The 24,953-nt window shown below is 41.8% G+C and carries 23 protein-coding genes; 11 read left to right on the forward strand and 12 right to left on the reverse strand.

Going from position 1 to position 24,953, the window contains the following annotated elements:
* The 3 genes from AC1F2U_RS28890 to fusA form a co-directional block, all read right to left on the reverse strand.
* A partial coding sequence (locus tag AC1F2U_RS28890; protein WP_480264264.1) for a reverse transcriptase N-terminal domain-containing protein occupies positions 1-258 on the reverse strand: 258 nt, incomplete at its 3' end.
* A gap of 729 nt (positions 259-987) precedes the next feature.
* Positions 988-1,863 carry a GNAT family N-acetyltransferase gene (locus AC1F2U_RS28895; RefSeq protein ID WP_480264265.1) on the reverse strand — a complete coding sequence of 292 codons (876 nt, stop codon included), beginning with the start codon at positions 1,861-1,863 and terminating at the stop codon, positions 988-990.
* Between the two features lie 64 nt (positions 1,864-1,927).
* Positions 1,928-3,931 carry an elongation factor G gene (fusA, locus tag AC1F2U_RS28900; protein WP_480264266.1) on the reverse strand — a complete coding sequence of 668 codons (2,004 nt, stop codon included), beginning with the start codon at positions 3,929-3,931 and terminating at the stop codon, positions 1,928-1,930.
* Between the two features lie 165 nt (positions 3,932-4,096).
* Between fusA and AC1F2U_RS28905 the strand changes: the two genes are divergently transcribed.
* The gene (locus AC1F2U_RS28905; protein ID WP_480264267.1) at positions 4,097-4,696 is read left to right on the forward strand and encodes a macro domain-containing protein; all 600 of its coding nucleotides are present in this window, start codon (positions 4,097-4,099) and stop codon (positions 4,694-4,696) included.
* A gap of 209 nt (positions 4,697-4,905) precedes the next feature.
* On the opposite strand, the gene AC1F2U_RS28910 is transcribed toward AC1F2U_RS28905, so the two are convergent.
* Positions 4,906-5,514 (reverse strand): DUF1963 domain-containing protein, encoded by a 609-nt coding sequence (locus tag AC1F2U_RS28910; RefSeq protein ID WP_480264268.1) that lies wholly within the window; start codon positions 5,512-5,514, stop codon positions 4,906-4,908.
* An 89-nt stretch (positions 5,515-5,603) separates the two neighbouring features.
* Here AC1F2U_RS28910 and AC1F2U_RS28915 point away from each other — a divergent pair, with 89 nt between their 5' ends.
* The 4 genes from AC1F2U_RS28915 to AC1F2U_RS28930 all read left to right on the forward strand — a co-directional run bounded on the left by AC1F2U_RS28915 (position 5,604) and on the right by AC1F2U_RS28930 (position 9,428).
* Positions 5,604-6,377 carry a nucleoside phosphorylase gene (locus tag AC1F2U_RS28915; protein ID WP_480264269.1) on the forward strand — a complete coding sequence of 258 codons (774 nt, stop codon included), beginning with the start codon at positions 5,604-5,606 and terminating at the stop codon, positions 6,375-6,377.
* A 325-nt stretch (positions 6,378-6,702) separates the two neighbouring features.
* Positions 6,703-7,266 (forward strand): retropepsin-like aspartic protease family protein, encoded by a 564-nt coding sequence (locus AC1F2U_RS28920; RefSeq protein ID WP_480264270.1) that lies wholly within the window; start codon positions 6,703-6,705, stop codon positions 7,264-7,266.
* Positions 7,267-7,414: 148 nt separating this feature from the next.
* A complete protein-coding gene (gene miaB / locus AC1F2U_RS28925; RefSeq protein WP_480264271.1) occupies positions 7,415-8,779 on the forward strand; it encodes a tRNA (N6-isopentenyl adenosine(37)-C2)-methylthiotransferase MiaB in 1,365 nt (454 codons plus the stop codon).
* Positions 8,780-8,807: 28 nt separating this feature from the next.
* Positions 8,808-9,428 carry a hypothetical protein gene (locus AC1F2U_RS28930; protein ID WP_480264272.1) on the forward strand — a complete coding sequence of 207 codons (621 nt, stop codon included), beginning with the start codon at positions 8,808-8,810 and terminating at the stop codon, positions 9,426-9,428.
* Positions 9,429-9,524: 96 nt separating this feature from the next.
* On the opposite strand, the gene AC1F2U_RS28935 is transcribed toward AC1F2U_RS28930, so the two are convergent.
* The 3 genes from AC1F2U_RS28935 to mnmG form a co-directional block, all read right to left on the reverse strand.
* Positions 9,525-10,502, reverse strand: a complete 978-nt coding sequence (locus tag AC1F2U_RS28935) for a bestrophin family protein (protein WP_480264273.1) — start codon at positions 10,500-10,502, stop codon at positions 9,525-9,527.
* 916 nt (positions 10,503-11,418) lie between these two features.
* A complete protein-coding gene (locus AC1F2U_RS28940; protein WP_480264274.1) occupies positions 11,419-12,780 on the reverse strand; it encodes a hypothetical protein in 1,362 nt (453 codons plus the stop codon).
* A gap of 437 nt (positions 12,781-13,217) precedes the next feature.
* Positions 13,218-15,140 (reverse strand): tRNA uridine-5-carboxymethylaminomethyl(34) synthesis enzyme MnmG, encoded by a 1,923-nt coding sequence (gene mnmG, locus AC1F2U_RS28945; RefSeq protein WP_480264303.1) that lies wholly within the window; start codon positions 15,138-15,140, stop codon positions 13,218-13,220.
* A gap of 282 nt (positions 15,141-15,422) precedes the next feature.
* Between mnmG and AC1F2U_RS28950 the strand changes: the two genes are divergently transcribed.
* The gene (locus tag AC1F2U_RS28950; protein ID WP_480264275.1) at positions 15,423-16,295 is read left to right on the forward strand and encodes a D-alanyl-D-alanine carboxypeptidase family protein; all 873 of its coding nucleotides are present in this window, start codon (positions 15,423-15,425) and stop codon (positions 16,293-16,295) included.
* A gap of 359 nt (positions 16,296-16,654) precedes the next feature.
* Here AC1F2U_RS28950 and AC1F2U_RS28955 read toward each other — a convergent pair whose 3' ends face one another.
* Positions 16,655-17,617 (reverse strand): water stress protein WSP1, encoded by a 963-nt coding sequence (locus tag AC1F2U_RS28955; protein WP_480264276.1) that lies wholly within the window; start codon positions 17,615-17,617, stop codon positions 16,655-16,657.
* A 977-nt stretch (positions 17,618-18,594) separates the two neighbouring features.
* A complete protein-coding gene (locus AC1F2U_RS28960) occupies positions 18,595-18,957 on the reverse strand; it encodes a hypothetical protein (protein ID WP_480264277.1) in 363 nt (120 codons plus the stop codon).
* Between the two features lie 256 nt (positions 18,958-19,213).
* Between AC1F2U_RS28960 and AC1F2U_RS28965 the strand changes: the two genes are divergently transcribed.
* From AC1F2U_RS28965 to AC1F2U_RS28975, 3 genes are read left to right on the forward strand one after another with little or no spacing between them, the layout of a single operon-like run.
* Positions 19,214-20,260, forward strand: coding sequence for a DMT family transporter (locus AC1F2U_RS28965; RefSeq protein ID WP_480264278.1), 1,047 nt, complete (start codon positions 19,214-19,216; stop codon positions 20,258-20,260).
* Between the two features lie 28 nt (positions 20,261-20,288).
* Positions 20,289-20,522: a hypothetical protein gene (locus AC1F2U_RS28970; protein WP_480264279.1), complete on the forward strand. Its 234-nt coding sequence runs from the start codon at positions 20,289-20,291 to the stop codon at positions 20,520-20,522.
* A 21-nt stretch (positions 20,523-20,543) separates the two neighbouring features.
* A complete protein-coding gene (locus AC1F2U_RS28975) occupies positions 20,544-21,236 on the forward strand; it encodes a DUF2996 domain-containing protein (protein WP_480264280.1) in 693 nt (230 codons plus the stop codon).
* Between the two features lie 80 nt (positions 21,237-21,316).
* Here AC1F2U_RS28975 and AC1F2U_RS28980 read toward each other — a convergent pair whose 3' ends face one another.
* Both AC1F2U_RS28980 and AC1F2U_RS28985 read right to left on the reverse strand, forming a co-directional pair.
* A complete protein-coding gene (locus AC1F2U_RS28980) occupies positions 21,317-21,814 on the reverse strand; it encodes a TM2 domain-containing protein (protein WP_480264281.1) in 498 nt (165 codons plus the stop codon).
* 585 nt (positions 21,815-22,399) lie between these two features.
* Positions 22,400-22,540 carry a hypothetical protein gene (locus AC1F2U_RS28985; RefSeq protein ID WP_480264282.1) on the reverse strand — a complete coding sequence of 47 codons (141 nt, stop codon included), beginning with the start codon at positions 22,538-22,540 and terminating at the stop codon, positions 22,400-22,402.
* A 46-nt stretch (positions 22,541-22,586) separates the two neighbouring features.
* Between AC1F2U_RS28985 and acsF the strand changes: the two genes are divergently transcribed.
* Positions 22,587-23,663: a magnesium-protoporphyrin IX monomethyl ester (oxidative) cyclase gene (gene acsF / locus AC1F2U_RS28990; protein WP_480264283.1), complete on the forward strand. Its 1,077-nt coding sequence runs from the start codon at positions 22,587-22,589 to the stop codon at positions 23,661-23,663.
* 79 nt (positions 23,664-23,742) lie between these two features.
* Here the strand turns inward: acsF and AC1F2U_RS28995 are convergent, their stop codons facing one another.
* Positions 23,743-24,189: a hypothetical protein gene (locus tag AC1F2U_RS28995; protein WP_480264284.1), complete on the reverse strand. Its 447-nt coding sequence runs from the start codon at positions 24,187-24,189 to the stop codon at positions 23,743-23,745.
* A 181-nt stretch (positions 24,190-24,370) separates the two neighbouring features.
* On the opposite strand from AC1F2U_RS28995, the gene AC1F2U_RS29000 reads away from it, so the two are divergent.
* Entirely contained in the window at positions 24,371-24,613 is a 243-nt protein-coding gene (locus AC1F2U_RS29000; protein ID WP_480264285.1) for a hypothetical protein, read from the forward strand.
* Positions 24,614-24,953 lie beyond the last annotated feature (340 nt).

Here is a 24,953-nt window from a genome sequence, read left to right on the forward strand (position 1 = left end):
CTCCTTAAATGAGAGTGAGGCTTTGCCATCGATTCCTGCGGTCTTTTTCCCAGCGTTTAGCTGTGTTACTTGACGAACTGCCAGTAATCTTGCTGCGGTGGATTTCAGAATCAGCTTTTGGAGAGACCGAGCTTTCCGATAGTCTCCGCCTTGAACAGCTTTGTACATTCTTCTTTGCAGGCGGAAAAGGTTACGTCGGAATTTCTTCCAGGGTAAAGTTCTCCATGATTCACTAGCGTTATTGCTGTGTCCAATCATGCTCTACTCCAGTTCATGTACTCTGAACACCTCAGACCAATTACGGTCTGTCCTACCCGAACTGAGGGAGTTCCGCCTCTCGTCTGGACTACTTGGGGGTTCGACCTTCCCCTAGACCCTCAGTTCGTTTTTATTCGTTCCCTCAACTGATTGATTGCTTCGTTAGGTGTAGCCAATTTAACCGTCAGAAACCCTTGGTTCTTGCTGCTATCATCCTCCAGAATGCAGCGGGTTTTAACTCTGATGAAGTCGGGGGTTTTGTGTTATGCCCCGCTTGAGTGTGGGTTACTTTTCTAGGCTCTGTTTCACCGTGGAAGCTCCCTGTTAACGCCAGTGTCAACCCATAACGGTTGTCTGATTGCGTCCTGTTCCCAACTTCACTCTGTAAGAATCGAGCTTACTCGGTGTGGGCAGATAAGGAGTCACGCCTGAACCTGGCGGGTAGGACTTTCACCTACATCTGATTGAGAGTTCAACTCTTGCGAGTTGGTAAGGTTATTTACGGACTGGGTACCGTGATTCACTTACAACGAATCGCACGGGGATTCACTCTAGTCAAAAAGCTTATCGCTTAAGCTAGGATCGTCAGAGAATGACTGTTTGAAGCGATACTGGCTCATAATTCAAGTATTACAATCAATTCAGTAGAGACTACAAAATCAATTCCAGTAAATCCAGAAAAAATAAATGAGTAATGAGTAATGAATAATGAGTAATACCCATTACTTATTACTTATTACTCATTACTTCAAATAAAACTAAGCCATACTTCTCACCAGTAGGCAAAAAGCCAATTCCTCGATAAACTGCTTGGGCTGCTTGGTTATTATCACCTGTAAACAGGATGGCACGTTTTACTCCTTGCGATCGCGCATCTAACAACGAGCCTGCTACTACACTTTTGGCGTAGCCTTTACCCCGCAGCCCTGGCGGTGTCCACACTCCACCAATTTGCACAATATCAGGTAGGCTGGCATTGAAAGCAGAGTAAGCAACTGGGGTATCTCCTGCTACCAAAACCCAATGCATAGCTGTAGCTTGACGAGCTTCAATTACCAGACGGCTAGCTGTTGTTAAACTGGGAGTATCTCTTTGTCCTAAAGTTTCCACACTATAAGCAGCGCACCATTCAGTGAGTAATTCCAACTCCTCTGGATGTGGCAAACGACACTGCACTTTTGCCGATGCTAAAGCTTCAGGTATTTGCAAATCTCGTAATCCTAGAGAAAACAATATCTCAGACTCATCAAGCTGAGTTGGTCGGTTGCTAAATCCCAAAATGTTTTTTGTCGCTTCGACTTGTGCTGCTGGGCCACTAATTCCAGAAATAGCACGTCCAGATTGTGCCACAACTGCTTGCACCACTTCTGGCAGATATACAGGGGCTTGGACTACGATCGCCCCATTCCAAAAATGGGCTGCAACTGCCACTATAGTTTCATCTATGTAGGCTGCTATGTAAGTTCCTTGAAATCTGGCACCTTCATCAAGCAGTCCCGCCACTCGCCAATTAGAGCGCAAAAACATAGAAGTATCAGTGTATTGCAAGAGAAATGCTTCCAGCGATACTTCATCTCCAGGTTGCAGAGTTCCCAAAATAGGCACAAAAACCTCCTAATAATTGAAAGGGACACAGCCTAACTGTGTCCCTAAAAGCTACTTCAAGATGTTAGGACTGGCGATAGCAGGCAAACTCCATTGAAAAAGTAGCCATACCAGAAGTAAGCGATCGCAATTCTGTAGAATACCCAAACATTCGCGCCAGCGGTACTTCTGCCCGAACCACCGTGTATCCCTGCATTGTCTCGGAACCCAACAACAAACCTCGACGGGAGGATAAGTCACCTTGAACCCTTCCCATAAACTCGTTGGGTGTTTCCACCTCTACAAGCATGATAGGTTCGAGGATATAGGGTTTGGCTTTAGCGATCGCACCCTCAATTGCCTGATGGGATGCTGACCGGAAAGCCAATTCTGAAGAGTCAATTGGGTGATAAGAACCACCATCCAAAACGACTTTCACCCCAGTTACCGGATAGCCTTCCAACTTCCCTGATTCCATCGCCTCACGGCAACCTTTCTCACACGCCGGGATATATTCTTTGGGAATCGCACCCCCAGCCACCCGATTCTCAAAGACAAACGGTTCATCTGTGGGTTCAATCCACCCAGTAATATGGGCGTACTGACCGGGGCCGCCTGACTGTTTTTTAAATCGGTAGTCAAAGGTAGCTTGCTGCCTAATGGTTTCGCGGTACGCCACGGCGGGAGTACCAACGTAAACCTCGGCATTATATTCCCGTTGGATGCGTTCGAGGTAGATTTCCAAGTGGAGTTCGCCCATCCCAGAAATCAGAGTCAATCCTGATTCGGGGTCGATGCTCAACCGGAAGGTGGGATCTTCCCTTTGAAAGCGATTGAGTGCCTTGGAAAGGCGATCGCTATCTTCCTGTTTCTTGGGCGTAATCGCCAGCGTAATCACTGGTTCCGGCACAAACATCTTCTCTAGAGATACCAGTGGTTCTCCGGAACAGAATGTATCACCAGAAGCACAATCCACACCCAACAGAGCCACAATATCCCCAGCAACGGCAACTTTGACCTCTTCTCGCTTATTGGCGTGCATTCTCACCAAGCGACCGATTTGCACCCGCTGTTCAGTCCGTGAGTTATAGACGGTATCGCCAGGTTTGAGCGTCCCAGAGTAAATCCGGGTATAGGTCAACTGCCCAAAGGATTCAACGGTGAGTTTAAATGCCAATGCCACCAAAGAAGCATCGGGGTTAGGGTAGACACTCACCGACTCTGCGGTTTTGACCACCTCTCTATCCACGGGAGATGGTAGATAAAGTGCAACTGCATCCAATAAGTTTTGCACTCCTTTATTTTTGAATGCCGAACCCAGCAGTACAGGGGTGAATTCTAGGCTCAAAGTTGCCTGTCGGATGGTTTGCCAAATTAATTCTTTGGGAATTTCCTCACCCGCCAGTAGCATCTCGGTCATCGGTTCTGAGAACAGTGACAAAGTATCTAGCAACTTATCGCGTGCCTGTTGTGCTTCATCCCTAAGTGATTCGGGAATTGGCTTTTTCACGCAATTTTCGCCATTTTCACCTTCAAAGTAGTCAGCAGTCATTTCTACCAGATCAATCACTCCCTGGAATTGGTCTTCACTACCGATAGGATGCTGGAGTAATACCGCATTTAGTTGCAAGCGATCGCGTATTCCCTGTACTACACGAAATGGATCTGCTCCCGTCCGATCCATTTTGTTGATGAACGCCAAACGCGGCACACGGTAGCGCTTCATTTGCCGATCCACCGTAATCGACTGGGACTGCACGCCCGCCACCGCACACAGTACCATCACTGCCCCATCCAATACCCGCAGGGCGCGTTCCACTTCAATTGTAAAATCTACGTGTCCAGGTGTATCAATGAGGTTAATTTGGGTATCGTGCCACTGGCAGGTGGTAGCAGCAGAAGTGATGGTTATACCATGCAGCTTTTCTTCTAGCATAAAATCCATCGTTGCACCCTTACCGCCTCCCCGCACTTCCTCAATAGCGTGGATTCTGCCCGTGTAGAAGAGAATTCGCTCTGACAGCGTAGTTTTACCAGAGTCGATGTGGGCAGAGATACCAATATTTCGGATGCGTGTTCGGGGAATCATAAAATTTCCTTTTGTTCAAGCGACAAAGAGTCACCAAAGAGTGGTGATATATTTTGTATTATATCTGTAGTATAAATAAAAGACAAGGCTGATAATACAGAAAAACCGTTGATATTTGCCCTAGCTGACGTTTAAAATAGATATTCAAGCGGAGGAAATGAAAGCTTGAAATTGATATTGGTAGCTCCCGACTCTTTGTTGTGTGCAGCCTTTCAACAGAATTTTAATTATTTACCCAATGTAGAAATAGTGAATAACTATTTCGAGTGGTTGCCAGATTTTGATTGTATGGTCAGCCCTGCTAACTCTTTCGGAATGATGGATGGTGGCATAGATGCGGCAATTATCCGTTTTTTCGGACCTTCCTTAATGGCAAGAGTCCAGCAGCGCATTCTTGAGGATTATTTGGGCGAACAGCCTGTGGGAACATCAATGATTGTGGAAACAGTCCATTACAAACATCCTTTTTTGGCTCATACACCCACTATGCGAGTTCCCATGATTATTGCTGGGACAGATATTCCTTATATTGCAATGTGGGCGATGCTGCTGTCAGTTCGCCAGCATAATCAACGCGCTAGGCAAAAAATTAACACCATTGCCTGTCCTGGATTGGGTACAGGAATAGGACGAGTGCCATATACTGAAGCTGCTAGACAGATGGCATTAGCTTACGATCATTTTCTCTATCCACCCAAATATCTCAATTGCTTAGTTGCGGCTGAAAGACAACTTCAGATATGGGAAGGAGGAGATTTTAGGTAAAGCAGGAGTTATATCGGGTTTAGTTAAACACTTATAATATCTGTAGGTTGGGTTGAGGAACGAAACCCTAGATTTGATCCTTGTTCATATTGGGTTTCACTACATTCAACCCAACCTACATTGATAGCTTTTACTCTACTTAACCTTGTAGAGTTTTATCTTTTGATTCTTTTATTCATAATATTCGGAAAGTGGCAGAAGAAGGATATTTAGCAACATTGGAACAGAAACTTCGCCCGTTGTTGGCATACTGAACACACAAAGCCATATCCAGCACCCGCATCCCCAAACTGAACTTCGGCGCTGTGTTCCAACTGAACTACAAATGTCATCCTAGCTCCACAACTACAGATGGGAGTTTCATCCGTCTGAATCCACAGAGGCTCACCACCAATTTTGCCGCATACTTGGTTTTGAGATTGGTTAAAAAATTGACAATAAGTGTCATCCGAATCATTACACTCATCCAGAGTTAACAACGTTTCTTCTAACAGAAATTCTTCTTTGTCACAAGGTGCTTCAAGACTGGTCAGATTAGTTTTATCAACCAGTATCGCTGCATTACCTCCTAAATCAGCATCCCACTCATCACACATTCCAGGATTATTAGTACACATAAATATGAGGAGTAACTGTCTGCGTTCACAGACCTCTTTTATTGCCGTTTCTTCTAAGTCAATTTGACTAATGAACTGCATCCACCCACCACATACAGTGCAACCCACCCATTGAGTATTTGGAGGGGCAAGGGGGTTCCCACCCATCTTTGTCAACTGATGAAAGGGAGCTTGATTAGATTCCCGTATTAACAAAGCCATTAGTTTATCAGTCTAAAAGTTAGCTTCAAATTAAACTAAAAATCGCCCTAGCATAGTATTGTGTTATGGCGATCGCTACTCTCAACTCTATGACTAGTAAACGCTTTTATCACATTGGCTTTGGGCAAGATGATTTAGGTTCATCGCCTCCCAGCATTGCTCTATTATCTGGCGACCCGGAGCGATCGCACCTAATTGCCCAAACTTATTTACAAGATGTACGCGTGTTGTCAGAAAATCGCGGACTCAATAGCTATGTAGGATATTTGCCTAATGGCCGCCCCATCTTATCAGCTACAAGTGGTATGGGTGCACCTTCATTAAGTATTGTTGTCAATGAGTTGGTACAAGTAGGAATCCGGCAAATTATTCGCATTGGTACTTGCGGTTCCATTCAATCTTATATACCAGTCGGTAGTGTTGTTATTAGCAGTGCAGCATTGTGTCGCCAAGGTGCAGCGAATGACATTGCACCTGTGGAGTATCCAGCCGCAGCCGATCCTTTTCTGACAGTCGCTTTAGTTAAAGCTGCACGAGAATTAAAGGTTGAACATTACATCGGAATTACGGCATCAGTTGATACTTTTTACGAAGGACAAGAACGCACTGATTCAGCCAATCCAAATTTAATGCGATCGCTGCATGGCATCACAGAAGAATATCGGCGCTTGAATATCTTGAATTACGAGATGGAATGCGGCACACTATTCAAAATGGCAGGAGTGTATAATTTTGCTGCTGCTGCTATTTGCGGTGTAGTTGCTTCGCGTACTGATAGTGAAAATATCATTCTAGAACAAAAAGATATCGCTGTTAAAAATGCGATCGCAACTGCTGTAAATGCAGCAGCAAGCCTTGAGTAAGCTAACAAATTTATCTTATCCAACTTATTAGTATGTCAGATTGAATCTGCTCTAAGTAGTTTCATCATGTCTTTACCTAATCTTTAATTTACCAATCAGTAATTCTATGTAAGATGTATTGAGTAAGATGCAATTTAATATTTTTGATATACATATATAAATAATTAGCTAATTTAAAACTAAAAAAGTTGTTAGAAATGTCTATTTTAAATAGATAAAATTTGAATTTGTATATTAAAAACCTGTTATTTAATACCATGTTTTACAGCCGCCATGATGAGTTTAGCTATTAAGAGTAATCACAAAAAGTGGAGAGCAGTATAAGATGAAGAATGCTTGGAAGCGTTGGATGACGACCGTTAATCTGGCTGCGATCGCACTAATGCCGACGCTGATATTTTTAGCATTCTCTCATCGGGCAACAGCAGACGATCCAGGAGTGTGTTACATGATAACTTCTTCTGGTAAAACCGTTGGATTAGGAAGGATTTGTGGCAATATAATAGCTGCACCTTCAGACAATAAAGTTTTTCGAGTCTCAATCAAACGCCGTTTTGGTGGAACTCCTGTGATTGATGTCACCTTCAACGACAAAAAAACCTTTGAAATGATTGTAGATACAGGTGCTAGTGGAACCATTATCACTCAAGATATGGCGAATACACTGCAACTACAGGCTACAGGTACAATGCAAGCCCAAATTGCTGATGGTAGTGAAGTAAAATTCTCAACCAGTAAGGTAAAATCTATTGCAGTAGGTGGAGTTACAGCCAATAATCTTCAAGTGGCGATCGCCCCAAAAGCAAGTATCGGGCTACTAGGTCACGATTTCTTTGGCAACTATGATATTAAAATTCTGGAAACAGAAGTTGAATTTCATCACCGCTAATGCTTGCAGCTTGTAACTTATTGAGGTTTTTATATTGAATATCAAAAGGAATCTGAGCCAAGATACTCGCCACACCTGAAGCAGCTTAAGAGCGTTATAGAATAGAAATAAACCTGACATACATTACGCTGATTCAGCAGAATTGCCCATGACCACTTCTAAACGCCAATATCACATTACTACTTTCGGTTGTCAGATGAATAAAGCTGACTCAGAGCGCATGGCTGGCGTTTTGGAAGACATGGGCTTTGAGTGGTGTGAAGATCCGAATCATGCAGATGTGATTCTCTACAATACCTGCACCATTCGGGATAATGCTGAACAAAAGGTATATTCCTATCTTGGCAGACAAGCAAAGCGCAAACATGAGCAGCCTGATTTAACCCTCATCGTTGCTGGTTGTGTTGCCCAGCAAGAAGGAGAAGCGCTGTTGCGGCGAGTCCCAGAATTAGATTTGGTAATGGGGCCACAACACGCCAACCGTCTAAAAGATTTGTTGGAGTCAGTATTTGAGGGCAACCAAGTTGTAGCAACCGAGGCAGTTCACATTATTGAAGATATCACCCAGCCGCGACGGGATAGTACAGTGACCGCTTGGGTGAATGTCATTTACGGCTGTAACGAACGCTGCACCTATTGCGTGGTTCCCAATGTGCGCGGTGTCGAACAATCTCGCACGCCGTCAGCTATCCGGGCTGAAATGGAAGAATTAGGACGGCAAGGTTACAAAGAAATTACTTTACTCGGTCAAAATATTGATGCTTACGGCAGAGATTTACCTGGAGTCACACCAGAAGGTCGGCATCTGCACAACTTTACAGATTTGCTTTATTACGTCCATGATGTGCCGGGAATTGAAAGGCTAAGATTTGCTACTAGCCATCCCCGCTATTTTACCGAGAGATTAATTCAGGCTTGTGCTGAGTTACCCAAAGTGTGCGAACACTTCCACATTCCCTTTCAATCTGGGGATAATGAACTTTTAAAGGCGATGGCGCGTGGTTATACCCATGAAAAATATCGCCGGATTATCGATACAATTCGGCGGTATATGCCAGATGCCTCCATTAGTGCCGATGTGATTGTCGGTTTTCCTGGGGAAACAGAAGCACAGTTTGAAAATACCCTGAAACTGGTGGAAGATATTGGCTTTGATATGTTGAATACAGCAGCATATTCGCCGCGTCCAGGGACACCAGCCGCTTTGTGGGACAATCAGCTGAGTGAAGAAATTAAAAGCGATCGCCTGCAACGGCTCAATCATCTGGGAAACTTGAAAGTAGCAGAGCGATCGCAACGTTACTTTGGACGCATTGAAGAAGTTTTAGTAGAAGACCAAAATCCTAAAGATCCAACCCAGGTAATGGGACGCACTGGCGGTAATCGTTTGACCTTTTTTAGCGGTAACATCAAAGAACTCAAAGGGCAGTTAGTGAAGGTAAAAATTACCGAAGTTCGACCTTTTAGTTTGACGGGTGAACCAGTTGAAGTGAGGCAAACTGTTTTGCACTAAGAAGCATTTAAAGATTATATCCTGACTTATGATTAAGTTACTGCAAACGATTCCAGTTCTTCTTTTTGGGGCTAGCTTGGCTGTAATTTTCCCTCAAATTTGTGCTGCTTTCACCGTTCAAGAAATAGCTATTCTTGCTCAAGCATCAAGCGATTTGCCAATGGTCAAATCGGCTGGACTGTCCCCCGAAATGGATGTACCTTGGTCGAAAGCCGTAAGAATTGTTGACCCCTTTGAAGGGGAGTTTGTTGGAGTTTTCGACCGCAATTCTTTAGGTGGCTATTTGTACCGTGAGGGTTCAACGCAAGTTATTAGTTTGTGGACTCTTTCGAGCATTCGAGTACTCGTAACAGTAAATTCGGGTCAAGCAAGGTCTTCTTTCTACACCGCAGGTCGTGTGTATTCTAGACCTGACTATTTTAGATTTGTCACGACTAAAAAAGTCGATAAGCTTTTGCTCAAGGTTCGAGAAAAAGTTTTTCAATTAGATGGTTCAAATGGCACATTTGCTGTCAGTAAAGAATTAGCCACTGCTTTGAAAAATGCTCCAGATGAGAACTTAGATATCAGACTAGTCTTGGAGGGAGGTCAAACTGTTGATAGCGAAATTGGTAAAGGGACGGTAAAAGCTTGGCGAACTATTTATTAAGCGATCGCATTTTTCAGCCAAGTATTTTCTATGTTTCATAGAGGAAAAACCTCTCCGTTCTCATCAAAAGTTGACTAATAAAACTTATTTACAGATTTAATAAGAACGAACATTGTTAGAAGTAAGCTTAATTAACTCTTCAACATTGTTTGAGATTGTATTGCAAATAGTATTTAAAGGTAAGTCATTAGGATCAAACCCAAAAGGTTCTTCTATTTCTGAGCCAATTTGTTCAATACTTAATAATGTAAAACTGACAAAAGCCATTACTATACCAGTCCACCAATTTAAAAAGCTCACAATTTCCAAAGGTAATATAAGACAAAAAATTAATAACAGTTGTCTTAATTTAATAGTATATATCAAAGGCAATGGCGTTTTTAAAATACGTTCGCAACCGCCTAAAATATCTACTAACTCATCTACACAATTATGTAGAGTAGTCAGTTGATAAACATTTAGACAATTTCGGTCATGCTGATACTGCAAGTAATCTCCTATCCAGTAAGCAATTTGTAGTGGAGGATGATCGCTATCTTGGAGGTGTAAATATTGTTTTTCAGACATTAATGATGCCAACTGAGTATCTAAAGGCACCGATCTTAGATGTAACTTCATTGCAACTGCAAAAGCAGTTACTAACCGAAGCATTGCTTCTTTTTCTAATTTATCTTGTGGTGTCTTTTCTTTAACTATTATTGCAATTCCACGAGTTAAATTACGCGATGTATTAACTAAAGCTCCCCATAGTTGACGACCTTCCCAAAATCTATCATGGGCTGTATTCGTCCGAAAAACTAATAGTAATGTAAAACCAATATTAAAACTTAAAACAGCATTGGTAAGAATATTGCTGGAATCGGAAAATGCTATTGGTAATCCTAAATGAGCTAAAAGTGAGATAAAAGTACCATAGATGGTACAAAAAAATACCCAAGGAAGAATAATAGAGATAATTGACCTTTCAAGCCGAAGAGTTACTTGAAGCCAGTTCAGCTTTTCGCCTTTGTAAAGATGATACTTTTCTCTTAAAGAGTTTTTAGAATTATTTTGAAAATAGTTAGGTTGTTTCATGTTGTTAAGGTTTGAGGATTACATCAATTAGCAAACTAACTTTTTTAGCTAAATATATCTTGCTTAAGCAAGATGTATGCACGATGTAGGTTTTCATATAGTCACCGTAATGGAACTATAATAAACATAAATTATAGTTCTAACATTGAAATTTCTTTCTGTGAACTATCTTTAGGTAGGAAAATTCAATACTGTCTTCCAATTCTTCACCACAAACCTGATTTTCTGCTTATATTGATTAAAGGTTGTGGTATTTCACTGCTTTATGAGATAATTAGACAAAATTTTCAGCTATTTATAATAAATATTTAATTTTTCTTACCGACAGAGCGATGTCTACGACAGACTACGCCTAAACATCTTGGGTTAATAGCAGTGTAGCGAATGCGTAACTCTTAAGCTATAAAAGGAGATAAACCCAATGAAATTTGATATTAAGCCAGGGAGTAACCCAATTTTAGATGTCCGTTTTGAGAAAAACTATTATTGGGTGAAGGGTTATGCAAATCCTTTTTAAAAGGACAAAACTATATGATTACTAGATGATTTAGTTGAAACTTATTTTAATAAAGATTTAGCAACAGTATTTACACAATTTGGCATTGAAAGTATCAAAGTTACTGAAATCAATCGGCAAATTCTCAAAAAAGTAATCTTTGCTCAATAGTTACTAGAGTCTGCTGGAGGTAAAAGCGATCTTCCTATCAATAAAGCTGATAATATTAAAACTATTAAGGCGCGATCGCATTAGCTAGGCTACATATCAGCAGGCAATCCTAACAGTGCACATTGAGACAGAGAACTATTTGACGCGATCGAATTATTTAAATCAATTATTGCTGGTCGTAGTACTGTTAGTGGTGATAGATGAGTTTAATCTTCAAACTCTCCTCAACCAGGCAGTAGGTTAAAAAATTTATAGTTTCTGTCCTGCATAAATCGATCGCACTTCGCCATTACGTCGGATGACTGCTTCGCCATTACTGACATCTACTAGTGTCCAACCGCTTGAGCCGATACTTTCACCCATATTGATGCGGCGAGTCACGCCATCAATTTTAAACAAAGCGGCAGATTTGTTGCCCAACTCTAGCAATCCCTCTAAGGTATTACTTGGAGCAACTGCGATCGCAGTTGCCGGATATACTTGTTCTTGGGTAATAGTTGGTTCTGACTCTGGTGCGAGTGCAGCACGCAATGGAACTACTGGTAATGCAGGCAGAGGTTTGGGTGTTTGGCGCACGCTAATGGGTGCAGTTTTTGCTGCCACCGGTTTGAGTTCGGCTCGTACAGCCGCAGCTAACATATTGACAGTTACAGGCTTGGCAGCTTGTCGAACTGTATTCAGAGCAGTTTTCACAACATTAGGTTGAGATACCCGTAACGCGCTGGCAACTTGTGGTAAAAGTGTGGGAGTCCCCGGAATGGCTGGAAGGGCGTAGCGCATTGGTGACGGCGCTTGATAAACGGGGACATAGATACGCTCAACAACGCTTCCAGAACGATTGGGGGCTGGTGGTGTATTATTAGCGAGAAGTGGAAGTGCTGGTAGATTACCAGTTGCTCGATCGCGACCAAGGGCTATTTGGTTAGTATTTGCCTGACTGGAGAATCCTGGATTAAAAGATTTTTGATTGCTTTTTGCTCCTTGCTTATCTATGACAGCCAACGCTTGGAGCATATAGTCAACTAACTCTGCCTCTATTTCCGTTTTTACGGGCAACCGTGACTGCGATTGCGGCAATAGAAGCGCTGACTCAGGCAATTTGTTATTTAAAAGATATACGACTCCAGACTGCACCAAGTAAATCGTGCTAGCGATCGCCACGCCTAAAGTTGTTCCTACAATCAGCAGTTTGCCCAAAACCGAACTAGTTTTTTGACGCTTTCTACTAACTGGTTTAACAGTAGAGGTGTCAAACACAACGGTACTCAATTGCTTGTGGTTATCTTGAGCAACTGACTGTACTCCTTGGTTCAGGGTGTTTGGTAAGATAATCTGTGGTATGGTAACTGTTTGTAGAGGCACGTATTCTGGAGGCGATTGGCGTTGAGCTTGGGCGGAAACTCCAGCAACAGAGTGGCTCGATCTGTTCTGACTACTGTGCCTAACAGTTTGAGAAGGTAGATTACCACTAGCATCCAGAATGTAGTCGATATCGGCAAAGAGTTCATCCATTAGGCCATCAGCATAGTTTTCTATCGACCAAGGCTCGTTGGTGATTAAGTCTTCTGATGGTTCTGGTACTATGAGACGGGTGCTGGCTTCTTGTAACATAGACGTTCTGGGTTGTTGCTTGGACGAGGAAACGCCACCCCTACTGCCTGAAAATTAGGATTATCAGAGGAGGCAGTAGGTCGAGGGCAGTTCTTACTGGAGGAAAGAAGTATGAATAAAAACTTTAGTCCTGGGTGATTACCCTGATTAAAAAGAAGAATTGTATTGAGACGTGTCGGGCGATAAACAAACAGAGGAGCCGCTCCGCCTCCGGTCTTGCGCCAATCCTATGCAGTTGTGCGTGGGTTACTCCTGCCTCCTGCCTCCTGAATAATGAAACATCCAATCCCCCATCTAATTGAGATAAGTTGATTGAGTGTTGGTATTAAACTCAACTTTCATCTGGGGATTGTTGATGATGCCACTACTAATCCTTATGTCATCTATCATACCAATCTCTCTCCCTACTACTATACTCAGTCTTTATCAAGCTTGTGTTAAGCTAACGCTGGAAACTCTGACTGGCTCTTGGTTCTACGCAATTCTAGATATAATAATAAGGCGTTAATATCCGCTGGGTTTACACCACCTATACGTGCAGCTTGACCAAGGGTGAGTGGCTTTATGTGAGTCAGCTTTTCCCGTGCCTCTTTAGAAAGAGTATCAATTGTTGTGTAGTCTAAATCCCCAGGTAACTGGCGGTGCGCTTGGCGGGCAATTTGGTCAATTTGATTTTGTTGCCTAGCGAGATAGCCAGAATACTTGATGTCAATTTCTGCACCTTCTTTCTCGGCTCGGTTGAGGTTGGGGTTTCCCAGTCCGAACCTGTCGAGATCAACGTAATGTAATCCTGGACGCCGCAACAAGTCGTTGAGGGTAATCGAACCTTTAATTGCTTGTTGGGTATCAGATGCGATCGCTATTCCAATTTCATCATGTTCCTTAACTCGTGTGGCTTGCAATCTTTGCTTTTCTGTGGTGATATTACCCTGTTTTTGAGTAAACATATCCCAGCGGCGATCGTCAATTAAACCAATCTCCCGTCCCAAGGGTGTCAGGCGTTGGTCGGCATTGTCAGAACGCAATAGCAATCGGTATTCTGACCTACTGGTGAGCATCCGGTAAGGTTCTCGCAGGTCTTTTGTACACAGGTCATCAACTAGCGTCCCAATGTAACTTTGCTCGCGGGCAAAGACAATCATTTCTTGAGAGCGAACAAATCGAGCGGCGTTAATTCCCGCCACCAGCCCTTGAGCAGCAGCTTCTTCATAACCTGTAGTGCCGTTAATCTGCCCAGCACAAAACAGCCCCGCAATCTTTTTAGTCATCAGTGTGGGGTAACACTGAGTTGCTGGTAAATAGTCATATTCCACTGCATAAGCAGGACGCAGCATCACACATTTTTCCAAACCGGGGAGAGTCCGCAACATTTGCAACTGCAAATTTTCTGGCAACCCTGTAGAAAATCCTTGAATATAAAGTTCGGGTATATCCCTTCCTTCCGGTTCAATAAAGATTTGATGGCTTTCCTTATCGGCAAAGCGCACAATCTTATCTTCAATACTGGGACAATAACGCGGCCCTTTGGCTTCCACCCAACCGCCATAAACTGGCGACAGGTGCAAATTTTCCTGAATCAGGCGATGGGTTTCGGCGGTTGTACGGGTGATGTAGCAAGGCATCTGTTCCCGTTCTACCCACACATCTGGGTCAAAGCTAAACCAGCGCACATCTTCATCCCCTGGCTGGATGAGCATTTTACTGTAATCTACCGATCGCTTATCTACCCGTGCTGGAGTTCCAGTTTTAAGTCTGCCGGTTTCAAATCCCAGGCGATTTAGGGTTTGTGTCAATCCTTCAGCTGCAAATTCTCCAGCACGTCCGGCTGGCATTGATTTGTTACCAACCCAAATTTTGCCGCCCAGGAACGTGCCGGTTGTCAAGATGACTGCTTTACATTGGAACCCAACACCAAAATAAGTTTCAACGCCGATAACTTCACCGTTAGCACCCAGCACCAAATCTGTGGCCATACTTTCGCGGATTGTCAAGTTTTCTTGATTCTCAACAATATTTTTCATCACCGCTGCATATTCGCGCTTATCAGTCTGGGCGCGTAATGCCCAAACAGCAGGCCCCCGTGAAGAGTTGAGGATACGTTTTTGCAAGTAGGTGCGGTCTGCAACTTTACCAATTTCCCCACCAAGTGCGTCTACCTCATGGGTCAATTGGGATTTCGCCGGGCCACCCACTGCTGGATTACAAGGTTGCCAAGCGATTTTATCCAAATTGAGCGTCAATAACAGGGTACGACAACCGAGGCGTGCAGAGGCGAGAGCTGCTTCGCAACCGGAGTGACCTGCACCGACGACTATGACATCAAAAGCGTCTTGGAATTCAACGGAATTGTGCATGGTCATACTTACAGGATCGGCAAGCTTAGAGTTCTTTTCAATTTTAGCTGTTCCAGTGGTTTCATGGATGTAACTTTCTGATAAAAAAGTTATCAAACTTACTAGTACTCAATTAAAAGCAAGGTTCCATTTTTTAAGTTTAGTAGGAAGTGAAAAATTTCATCTTTTTAAAATTTGTGACAACATTCCGGTTTTTCACTCGCAGCTATTGTTCAGAGCGTTAACCCAGCAGAAATTAGTCTAAAAAATTCTTAATTTTATTATTGAATCGCTAAGTAATTATTAAATATGAAACTCACCCTCAGAAATCAAAAAAATATTACTAGGTTTATTAGAAAGACAAGTTTTATCAGTATCTTTATATTGATGATTTTTGTATTAGTCGCTAGCAATGAGATTACCCACCACAAAGTTGCTATAACTGCTCAACCGTTACAAAAATGCTTGAGTAATGATTCATTACCTTGTATAGATACCTCTAAAAATACAACATCAGAACCATTTATTCCCGATCCAAAATTAAATGCGCAACAGCGTTTTTTATCTGCGATCGCTAGAAAATTATCTACAATTCCCCAGCCTGGTACTTATGAATATACTTTGCTGCAAAGCTATGGTGCAGTATTCGTAAATCCCGATATTGGGATTAAACTACCGCAACAAAATATTTTTGCTAATGAACAAGAAACCCAAGAGTTTCAAGCTACTTTAACAATGGGTCATGTTGATGGCACTAACGACTGTTATTTACAAAAATCGGCGGCTGATGCTTTAAATAAAGCGCGAATTCAGCAACAAATTCCGCTAAAATCTGGTTATGGCTCTGGTGATTGTACTCGCACTTTCAACACGAATTTAAGATTTTGGCACAAGTATGCTAACGATCGAGTTTTAGCAAAAGTTCAACAAGGTAAAGAGACAAAAATTCTCGGTTTAGTTGCGCCTCCGGGAACTTCACAACATCTCTGGGGATTAGCCATTGATTTACGCGTAGGTAGTAAAGAGCAGAGAAAAGCTCTTAATCAAAATGGTTGGTTTCAAACTGTAGAAAACGATGTTCCACATTGGACTTATGTGGGTCTATCTGAAGAGAACTTACCTTTGTTTGGTTTTAAAAAACAAGCTATTCGAGGAATTACTTATTGGATTACGCCGCTTTAATTGTTAAATATAATAAAAACTTGGTAAGATTAGCATAAAATCTAAAAATCATATTTTATCTAAAGGGAACTACTAACACCGAGTAAACTTGATTGAAGAATTTATTAATAGCAACTTATCATAATTAAGAAGTATATTGAATTCTAAAATCTAATCTCAGCGAATTTAATGATAGCTTTTGATTAAAAGATATATTGAATAAATTTAACAATAAAAATCTAGTTAGTCTCTAATAAAAGTACAATGAGTTTGGTAGATAGCACTTTTTACTCTTTAGCTCTCTTCACTTTTTCGCTTCTTCAACTCTTGTAAAAGTGCTTTTTACAAAAGTTGAAGAAAGAATATCCTATTAACGACTGTTATTCATTAACAATCGTAAAGCCTTCATAATCAACGACTCCACTCACAGCATTTGGTAAATTAACGTTACCAAGCAAGGTGGCGGTTGCAAAACCAGCACCATTAGCACCACCAGCACTACCTAAACCTAGACCTGATGCAGCAAGTTCATCTTGGTAGCCTGTGATCTCATAGACAGCGCCAGTTTCCACCCAACCGATCAATCTTTGAGATCCGCTGTTAGTAAATGACAATCCAGAATCTAAGTTGAGATTCAAAGCTTGCCCTGAAGGAGTTTTCAGAGCAATCGGCGCAGATAGCTGACCAGTGAGCAGATCGACTTTGTAAAGCTGGTTCCCATCTCTATCATTAGTCCTAAAATCGCTAGCAAGAGCGCGAGTATTACCAGGATTGAGATTGTCGATAGCTAATCCATCGGCAAATTGAGAGTTGGTAGGTTGAGTTCCTTGTCTTTGTGCAGCAGTAGTAGCTGGGCCAAAGGTGTCTACAAGGCTAAGAGTTCCAGGGGTAGCTGTAGTAATTTTATAAAGAGAGCTTCCTACTGGCCCATTTGCGGGATTCGGATTCCCTGAAATGTTGTATAGACCACTACTATTAAAGTCAGCACCTGACTCAAATCCAAAACGACGTAGGTCAGATGGTGTACGGCTTGGTGAGGTCGTGGTTGAAGCAAAAGGCTGATCTACATTATTAACGCGAAGGACTGTTGGATCAATTGGTGTTGTAGAACCAGTGGCCCGTGCTTCGTTAACCGCACTTACCCTTCCAGTAGCGGGGTTAGTTCCCAAACCTTCTAGATCGGCGGTAGTAGCAGTAGCTGGAAGATTGACTGTACCTACTCTTGTAGGGGTAATAGAACCTCCAGGGCCAGAAGGGATCAAAAAGCGGTAAACGTCAAGTTGCTTGCCATTACTAGCGTTGCCGTCACGATCCTCTCCAATGGTATAGCCGTAAAGAGCCATGAGAATTTTCTCCTTATTGAAACCTGTTAAACTTTTGAGAACACTCTAAATATGCAAATTGCTATCTGACTAAAAGCTTGTACTACATAAACAAAGCTAACTTTGCTAGGCTGAGATTTAAGATTAGTTTGCGTTATCTTACTTTGCTTATATAGCAGAGAAATTTGCAAAGCTGAAATACTAATTACTAAACTTTTGACTGTAAACAGGCTAGGAAAACTTAACTCAAGATTGTTGGAATTACTATTTGCTCAAGTTGGGAAATTAGGATATGTGAGAACTTGATGTCGGATGTAGAAATCTCAAAACTACATCTAGCTACAGTTTCACACATTTTTTTCAACCCATTATTTCCAAATTTGATTACAATTAACCCAGAGTTAAGCATCTTTGATTTGCCCATTAAAAGTCAAGAAATAAGGTTGTAATCTGTATTTGGAGTTATCTTAGCAAGACTGTATTTGAATAATGTTAAGAATATTTTTACTAATCATTAAGGTTGAATATCATCTTGGTTAAGGTTTAGTTTTTGCTGAGTTTTTTGACTGGATTATATGACTTTTATATTTTTTCAAAAAAGGAAAATCATTGATTACATTAATCTGGAACTGCTACCGATTACCTATGAGGTAGCATAGAATAATTGCTTTAATAGCTATTAAACAATTTCTGTTCGCAGGCGATCGCTTTTAAAAGCCTCATTGTAAAATACCTGGAACGAAAATAATTAAATAAGAGTTTAAGGGCAAAATAAAAAAAGATTTCATGTTTTAAATTTTCTATTTGACCTGATTCTTCCAGAAAATTAATAAATTCTTGAGAAGGACTAAATCAGACTTTTTCTCAAGCGTGAACGCACAGCATAAAGCCGGAGGCGTTTCCGTGACTCCGGGCTTTTTTTCATATATTGCAACCTAGATGCAATCAAATTGCTCCGCTGGTTTCAGCAAAATATTAATTAGAAAGTGGATTTATTATTACTTCACTTCGCTAGGTTCAAATTTAGTTATCTTACCTTTTTTAATGGCAACAATCACATCGTAATGCGAACAGTAAGCGAATGTGACATCATTAGCTTTGTTATAAAGGTTAACTACATGACCTGCACCACCTACCTGGATACCGATTGGTTCCAAGTCAGCAAAAAAGAAACGACGCAGTTGATCGCCACTACCAATTTGACCCTTACTCTTAGTAAGCAAGTCTATTTTTTGTGCTACAGACATTTCTTCGGCTGCTGATGCCTGTATTAATAACGGATTGATCGCTTTTAATGGTACGTCCCAAACTGTGAAAAAACCAACTAAGGCTACGCTTGTAAGTAAGGGTGCAAGTTTCATTTGTTTCTTCTCTTCTTTGTTTTATCCTGAACATCCCAAGCATCTCAGGTGGCAGTGAGAGCTTATTGAAACTCAGCCACTATTTTCATGAATTTATCCTTTGAGAAAATTTAACTAATTCTCAGCATTTTCTCAGCTAATCATGGTTGCTCAAAGTCACAGGATAATTTAAGTATTTTCTCAACAAAACCTCATTTTGAAGTGCGTAAGGATAACTTAATATGATGAGCAATGCTTTCATTGCAGTGATGTTATTGTGACTAGACCCAAAAAACCACATCGCCAAATCCATAGAATTGCAGGACAAACATATCTTTGGCTAGCAATGCTAATTTTTGGAGCATCTAGCGCTGTTACCAGGAAACTAACAGAAATTGGTGCTCAACATTTTATCGGTAATCGCAATCCGATTTCTTTGTGTAATGTTTTATTCGTGGGAAACCTTTGCGCCTTGATACTTCTGATCCTAATCTATGGGCGGCAGTGGAACAAAGCTAATTTGAAACAACTCTCAAGGAAAGATTGGGTCAGTTTAACAGCAGTGGCTATTTTATCAGGAGCGTTAGCCCCTGGTTTAATTTTCCAGGCACTGGCACTTACAGGGGTGAACAATGTCATCTTGGTAGGACGCTTGGAACCACCTCTAACTTTGGCTTTATCAGTCTGGTTATTGAGAGAACGAGTAAATATTTGGGAATTTATTGGTGCGATCGCAGCTTTTGTTGGCGTTATCCTAACTATTATCCTTCAGCCTGCAACAGAAACCATGATGAACATGGGAGGTTTCAGTTTAGGCATAGGGGAACTTTTGGCAGCAGTAGCATCTGTAGCCATAGCCGCTTCTACGATTATTAGCAAGAAACACCTTTCGCAGATTCCTTTGGGAATCTATAGCATCTTTCGGACTGCACTTGGAACTGTAATCTTTTTCTTTATTGCTTTAGTCCTCTATGGCAAGGATCATTTCGCTGATGTTCTCTCACCATTCTTGTGGCAATGGATGTTTCTTTATGGCGGATTGATTGTAGTGGTAGGCCAGTCTTTTTGGGTTAAAGGCTTGAAAACTTCTACTGTATCTACAGCTTCCTTAGTTAGCTCATTTGGCCCAATTGTGGGAATTATAGCAGCCTATTTAATTTTGGGTGAAGCCCCTACCCGGCCTCAATATATTGGCGGTAGCTTGATTTTAGGAGGTATATTCTTGAGCCAAGTTGGCACCAAGCGTCAGACTTCTAGCAGCAAGGTAAATTCTACTCCAGCAAAGCAACAGGTAGAAACTGGTATAGGATTCAAAGGGATTTGAAGGATGAAAATTCTAGATCGCTAAAGATGTGATTTATCGCCATCAAGACAAAAGACTGAATATTGTAGAGACGGCGATTCATCGCGTCTCTTGCCTTAACCGAACAGTATTGCAAGTAAACCACCCATCCCAAATAAATGAAACCCTTGCAGTATATAAATTACAAATTACAAATACAAATTACGAATTCTGCACAGCGGTAGTAGTATGTCAAAATAAAAATACCGGATACATCAAGGTGAGCGATCGCTCCCAAAGCTAGATTAAAGGATTGACCTGAGCAATGGCAGACCCAACCAATCACAATCAAGCGGGAGAAGTAGCTCCCAGCACTGTTGACAAGCAAGCTCCCAGTGTGGCTGAAGAACAAGCTCCTAGTACAGACTCACCCGAAGCCACAGATATTCCTACTGCCAACGCGCCAGATCCTAAAGCCGCAAACCCCGAAGATAATCCCAATGCTGCTAAACCAGCTGCTGCATCACCCAAGCGAGAAAAACCAGCCGCAGCTAAAGCCGCAAAAGGAGAAAAACCCGCTGCTCGCGAAGCAACAGAAGAAAAACCCGCCGCAGCTAAAGCCGCCAAAAAGGAAAAAGCCCCATCTGTTGAAGATAAGCCATTTGTAGAGTTCATTGAGCAAGACTACTTGCCAGCTTTACAAAAAGCGATCGCTCAAAAAGGTGTGCAAGATTTACAGGTGTCTTTTGCCAAGCAGAAGATGCCAATCACTGGCTTTGAATCCGCCGAAGAATGCTGGCAAATTATCGGCAGTTGGTCAGAAATTGGTAAGCGTCAGTTTAACCTGTATTTCCCCGATGGAGATATTCAAGGAAAAAAAGGATTTTCCTGTAATGAAGGCAAAAAACCTAGCACTCTTGAGTCATTCTTAATCGATGAGCGCAAAATTACCCTCGATTTGTTGGTATATGGCTTAGTTCAGCGCTTAGATGGTCAAAAGTGGTTAGGTAGAAATTAGTCATTGGTCATTGGTCATTGGTCATTGGTTTTTAACAAAAGACAAAGGACAAAGGACAAATGACAAATGACTAATAATAATTAAAGTTCGTGGAAATGGTAGGTAACGGCTCCAGTATTGGGGTCGTTATCAATTTTTACATAACCTGATTTGTACATCTCTTTGAGAGTAGCTTCCACTTCAGCAAAGCTGGCTCCTGTAAACTTTACGCCTTGAGTGACAGTTAAAAAACCACCCTTGCTTTCCGCCGCTTCAATCAGTTTCATCATCAGTTGGTTGCCTGTTGGTCGGTGGACTTGAGAAGCAACTACTGCTTCATTCAACGGCACACCAAAGAGAGATACACCCGCCTTTAATCTCAAGTTGTGTTCGTATTCGTTAACCATATTGGGGATAAAGAATAAATCCACGAACTGCCCTATACCAAACATACCACCAGTCAACAGCCATAACAAACCAGTTCCGATCTTGCCATTGTAGAAACGCTGCAATCCTCCCACCCCCATAAATCCGACTGCACACAAGATATAAGAGACAAGAAGTCGGTCTTTCTGCTGCTGATTGTTTTCAAGATTCATCTTGTTTTCAACCTTTTGGATTTACTCTTGTTGTTTAAAATGGTTTTATTGGACTGTTTTTTATACCAAGTGCTAATAGCTAGACTTACATCTTGCACTAGTTGCTTTCTAACAATTTTCGTAATAGACACTGCTGTTCTGATTTGAAGTTGTCGGCATTGTCTAATCTATAATTATTGAGAAAGGTGCAAAAAATAACTAAAGTACTTAGCTTTTCCAGTAATTATGCTTCTCATGGATTGTTAATTTTAAGCTGTCTAATGTATTAATAGAACCCCATGAATTTATTGTAGTAACAACCACAGAAAATTACTGAGATACTAGTGCTTTGAGAATCAAGAGCTGAGTGCTACTCCACTTAAACGAGATAATGCTGCTTGCTGAACTATATTTATTTGACTACCAATCCGCGATTTTTGATTCCGTAAATATTGAATGATTGTTGCAACTCTTAATGTTTTGCTTAGAAATTTCTCACCCGCACCTTGGTAGACTGAACTTTATACAATTGGATTATTGTGGGCTGTTACGGTTTGCCAGAGCATTTCTGGTGAGGCAGTCCGGTCTTCTCCCAAATGGAGAGGCTCACACCAACAGGGTTTTCCACGCCACTTGCTCCACTTGGGGAGACCCCATCGCCCTTGGCGTCTCCCCTTGGGAGAAGACCGCAGTGGCTCCCCATGAGGAACTGCCGTTACCGTAGCGGTAGAGACGTAAGAACGTCACCCGAAAGGTCTACTTAAGATAATAAAGACGAAAGAGAAATCAAGACATGGTAGATTCCCTCAAAAAACCAGGCTTTGAAGAAATCCGGCCAGGGATTAAAGTCCCGGCAAAAGAAACCTTGTTAACACCTCGGTTTTATACTACCGATTTTGATGAAATGGCACGGATGGATATCTCCGTCAACGAAGACGAGTTACAAGCCATTCTCGAAGAGTTTCGCACTGACTACAACCGCCACCACTTTGTTCGGGATGCCGAGTTTGAACAATCCTGGGATCATATTGACGGGGAAACTCGCAAGTTGTTCGTTGAATTTCTAGAACGTTCATGTACGGCAGAGTTTTCCGGCTTTTTGCTGTATAAAGAACTTGGCCGTCGCTTGAAAGGAAAAAGCCCTGTTTTGGCAGAGTGTTTTAACCTGATGTCACGGGATGAAGCGCGTCACGCTGGCTTTTTGAACAAAGCTTTGTCGGACTTTAATATGTCCCTAGATTTAGGGTTTTTGACTAAGAGTCGCAGTTATACCTTCTTTAAACCGAAATTCATCTTCTACGCTACTTATCTTTCTGAGAAGATCGGTTATTGGCGCTACATAACCATTTATCGCCATTTAGAAGCACATCCAGAAGATCGGGTTTATCCAATCTTCCGGTTCTTTGAGAACTGGTGTCAGGATGAAAACCGTCACGGCGATTTCTTTGATGCGATCATGAAATCTCAGCCGCAAATGTTGAATGATTGGAAAGCAAGGCTATGGAGTCGCTTCTTCCTGTTGTCGGTATTTGCGACCATGTACCTCAATGACATCCAACGCAAGGACTTTTATGCCACTCTTGGATTGGATGCGCGAGAATACGATATCCATGTAATTCAGAAGACCAACGAAAACGCAGGTCGGGTATTCCCACTGATGCTGGATGTAGAAAATCCAGAGTTTTATCAGCGGTTGGATGTTTGTATAAGCAATAATGAAAAGTTGGGTGCGATCGCTAACTCCAAGACTCCTAAATTCCTGCAATTCTTCCAAAAACTGCCGCTTTACATCTCCAACGGCTGGCAGTTATTGCGGCTGTACCTAATGAAACCGATTGATACTGTTTCTTATCAAGGGGCAGTTCGTTAATTCATAACAGATTTGCGAAAGCTTTTGTGGTTCTGCTGATTGCAGAGCCACTTTTTTTGTCGTTGCTAGCGAATACAAGCTAACTTGCTGTTGTTGCTTTGTTTCCATTCTGGTTGCCATTTTTGCTGCCGTTGCCGTTCATACTGGCAATAAATGACGGTTGCTCTAAATTAGAAACTGGTGACTCCCCTCGCAGCCCCTTGCGGCGCTGGTTTTTCGGAACACCTCCTGCCATACCGTACTCCACACTACTTTTACCATACTGAGTCGCAACTCCTAAGAGCATGTGCTCTGCCATATCTGCCAACTCGCGCTCTGTTTGGAGCATTTCATGGTACAACTTATCCAGGTTGGAAAGAGCAGTGTTGTATAAATTCTCTCTAGTTCGCATCGTCTCAATTAGAGATGAGAAGGTCGGTAAAGTAAGTCCATTGCCTAAATTTAAATTCGGATCGATTGAGTTGATGCTAGCAGCACGACGCACTGCTTTTTCTAACACCTGAGAGGTTCTTTTTCTCCGAGCCATGATATGAACCTTGTAATACAGTACGGTTAATATTCTTTACTTTAAAAAACTTCCGTATCGATCGGCTTGAGAGAACTCCAGCAATTCTCCAATGCTTTTTGTTACATAGCGATGTCGTAATCAATGCGCGATATACCGAAATGAGAAAGCAATCAAGCTTTTGAGAAAGCAATATGTCTTTTTGCTTGCTAAATCTACTGAAATGAGAAAGCAATTAAGCATTTTGAGAAAGCAATATGCCTTTTTGCTTGCTGAATCTACCGAAATGAATGCGCGATATACCGAAATGAGAAAGCAATTAAGCATTTTGAGAAAGCAATATGCCTTTTTGCTTGCTGAATATACCGAAATGAGAAAGCAATACGCCTTTTTGCTTATTGAAATCGACTCGATCGGGTATTTAAAACTTGACAAGTTGAAGTAAGATATTTCACAAAGAAAGGCAGGGGGCAGGATAGCGCAGCGATAGCGAGTCCGCGAGCGTCGGCAGGAGGCAGAAGTCAAAACTTTACTTTTAAGTCATTGCCCAGTCAAAAAAAAGAATTGTATCGAGACGGATAGCGCGAGAGACAAAGTGTCATTGCTACATCCCATGTTGTAAATATGGGTTCCTCCTGCCTCCTACCTCCTGAACTGAAACCGTAGATGAAACTTTCACTTCACACGGTTACTCATATTTTGCTGCTTTGAAATGGAAATCTTTGCTCTTTCTTCTCTGCTAGACGCGCAATGAGCAGACCAAAATATTGCTGAGTCAATGAATT

Source organism: Nostoc sp. LEGE 12454 (assembly GCF_056620565.1).